Annotated in this window: 2 protein-coding genes; one reads left to right on the forward strand and one right to left on the reverse strand. The window is 36.6% G+C overall.

From position 1 onward, the window contains the following. The coding region (locus tag ABIQ28_RS13300) for a 3-oxoacyl-[acyl-carrier-protein] synthase III C-terminal domain-containing protein (RefSeq protein ID WP_348038107.1) at positions 1-176 on the forward strand (176 nt) is incomplete at its 5' end. A gap of 864 nt (positions 177-1,040) precedes the next feature. Here the strand turns inward: ABIQ28_RS13300 and ABIQ28_RS13305 are convergent. Next, on the reverse strand, positions 1,041-3,080 hold a 2,040-nt coding region (locus ABIQ28_RS13305; RefSeq protein WP_348038105.1), incomplete at its 5' end, for an outer membrane beta-barrel family protein.

Consider the following 3,080-nt stretch of genomic DNA (forward strand, 5'->3'; position numbering starts at 1 on the left):
TAACTGATGATCAAGTGTTCAACAATATCCAAAAATATGGCAACACTACAGCGGCATCCATTCCTATTGCCCTTTCAGAAGCGTGGGAAGAAGGTAGAATAAAAGATGGCGATTTGGTGGTATTGGCTGCTTTTGGTAGTGGATTTACTTGGGGAAGTGTGGTAATTAGATGGTAGCAAAATCCCTGCGTGGTTACTTAATCCCTGCGAAGGTAGGGATCACATGATGAAAATGATAATCTCGATATTTATGACGATCTAAAAGATGAGAATTAGTAGGATTTTTATAAAGCTATTTTGAATTTATAATTTTTCCATTATTATGGAGCTCTTAAAATTCCTGCCTTGGCAGGAATTTTATTTTAAGTGTAGATTATAATATACATATATTGATAGTTAAATTCTAAGATTAGCTTCGCTGAACCTGAAGGTTTCCTGCCTTCGCAGGAATTCGGCAAGCAGGAATTGAAAAACCCGAAACATTATTCTGTCCCGGGCTTCTCTGCTATTAATCAACTTAACTAACACTTTGATTAAATATGAAAACTTATCACATATATTCAGACGCTATAATCCCTGTTTTATTTCATCAGTTTTTCACTTTAACTTCCAATTAACAGAAAGTGCTTGATTATGAAGGGGAAACCTTCAGATTTAACACCTTTATGCTCATGCATAAAAGTTAGTGCTCAATAATTTAGCGATGCTTATAATGGGTTTTTAATTCCCCAAAAAAGGAATACTATAAGGGTGTGTAAAATAGAAAAATCCGAAGTCGAAACTTCGGATTTTAGGTATACCAACTTCGCTAATACCTTTTTTCAAAAAGTAGAAGGCTAATTCAAATCAATTTAAAAATAAGACAATAGTTAGTTAGGTGTGATAAAACAAGGGCTTAGATAGGAATGTTCCAACATTAACTCTACAATTAACATAACTTTAACGGTTGAAATATTTAATGCATTATTTTTTCTCGTTACATATTTAGCGTCTGGATCGTCTTAGTTGCTTGGTAGTGAGTTGTGTAATTGATAGTTTTCATTACATAATCCCACCGCCACCAGATTTTTCATTTTGATCTCTATTTTTTCGTTGTAAAGCGCGGTATTTGCCACCGCCAAAACGATAGGATAATCCGATGTTCCAGGAATTGCTTTCCCAATTGAATTGTCCCACTTGACGATAAGGCAGGTCGCTCTCAAATTGAGCCTTCATTGTATTGAAAATATCATTGTAATTAAAACTGAATGTGGCAGCATCATCCAAAAAGTTATATCGTAAACCGGTATTGACAAAATACATGGGTTTGCTGGTAAACTGTAAGCCTTCTCTTTCTGATCGGTACATGCCAAAAAGAGAAAAACTAAGCTTCTTAGTCGCTTTAAAAGTATTGTTCATTCTGAAACTGTAGGCTATGTTATCCACTTTAATTTCAGTAAGTCCTATATCATTTACTGTGGGTTCTTGTCCGATAGGTGTATTTAAAATTTCAGAAATACCTTTTTGGGTTTGTGAAAACAGATCAAAACTCGCATTAAAATTCCACCAGTCTGCAGGTTTGTAGGTGCTTGACAGCTCAATGCCGTACGCAGAGGTGTTGTCAAAATTATCATAAGTTAGAATGGTCTTGTTCAAATCCAGACGGTCAATAAATGCCGCTTGATTAATTTCATCTTCAATAATTCGATAAAAAACACCGCCTGTAAAGGAGCCTTTTTCTAATTTTCTTGTATAATTCAATTCAATGGAATTCGTAAACTGAGGTTGTAATTCTGTATTCCCGAAAGAAGAGGTTAGTGGAGTGCTCCATTCTCTAATGGGGTTTATTTGTCCTAAACCTGGTCGATCCACACGTCTACTCACACTCGCCTGATAGGAGTTTTTATCACTTGGTGTATAGGTCAGAAATGCGGAGGGATACACTTGTAGATAATCGTTTTTAAAAGGAATAGTTTCCCTTGAGTTTTCTGTATAGTTTATGGCTTTAGCGTCATCTGTAACACTTTCTGCACGGGCGCCCACTTGATAACTCCATTTTTCAAAGGTTTTTCCGTAAGTGAGATAAGCCGAATAAATACCTCTTTTATAATTAAAGTCTGTACTTGGAGTGTTGATGATGGCACCTGTTTCATTAAAGGATTTTCCTGTGGAATCATAATGCACATCCGTATTAAACAAACGCGCTTCAAGTCCAACTTCCAATTTTGCTTTGTCACTTAGCGGATTCACATAGTCCAAGTTGATGGTGGTTTGCTCACGATTGGTGTCAACAAAATCCATATAATTTGGAGGAAATGAAAAATTAGTATATGTGAAATCAGAAGCTTCATTTTCAGTATAGGTATTGTAATCCACCTCTAAATCGATTTTCTCGCCTTCTTTGGTCAAGTTATGCTTAAACACCAAATTGTATTGTGAGGATAGATTATCAGATAAAACATTAAAAACTTGAGCTTGAGTTGCCATATTCGGTCTTAAAATGCTGACGGCGCCTAGGCCTTTACCATCATAGCTGTTCTGATTGGTAAATACGGAAATGGTATTGTTATCATCCGCATAAAAATCGATTCCAAATTTGTACAGATGGGATTTGTTGTTGTTGAAAATGTTAAAAGCCTGCTGAGAATTGTCATTAGGTCGATCGATGGTTCCGTAATTTTGGTTTTTGCCTATGTTGTTGCCATAATTCCCATAGAGGTTGAACTTGCCATTTCTGTAATTCAAATCCATCGAGCTATTGAATTTCGCATGGATTTCTTTGGTCAAGCCAAGATTCAGGTTTCCATTAAAACCGACATTCGTGTTTTTATGAAGAATGATATTAATAATGCCGCTCATGCCTTCTGGATTATATTTTGCAGACGGATTGGTGATCAATTCAATTTGCTTGATTGAGGTCGACGGAATTTGTTTCAAGAGCTGCTCCACGGGAACATTGGATAATTTTCCGTCTACCATGACACGCACATTTTGATTGCCACGTAAGCTCAGACTTCCCGTTTGCTGATCGATACTTACGGAAGGAATGTTATTCAAAATGTCGGACGCCGTGGCACCCGATGTGGTCAGGTCCTTTCCAAC

This window comes from Gelidibacter sp. (genome assembly GCF_039916245.1).
Taxonomy (GTDB): Bacteria; Bacteroidota; Bacteroidia; order Flavobacteriales; family Flavobacteriaceae; genus Gelidibacter.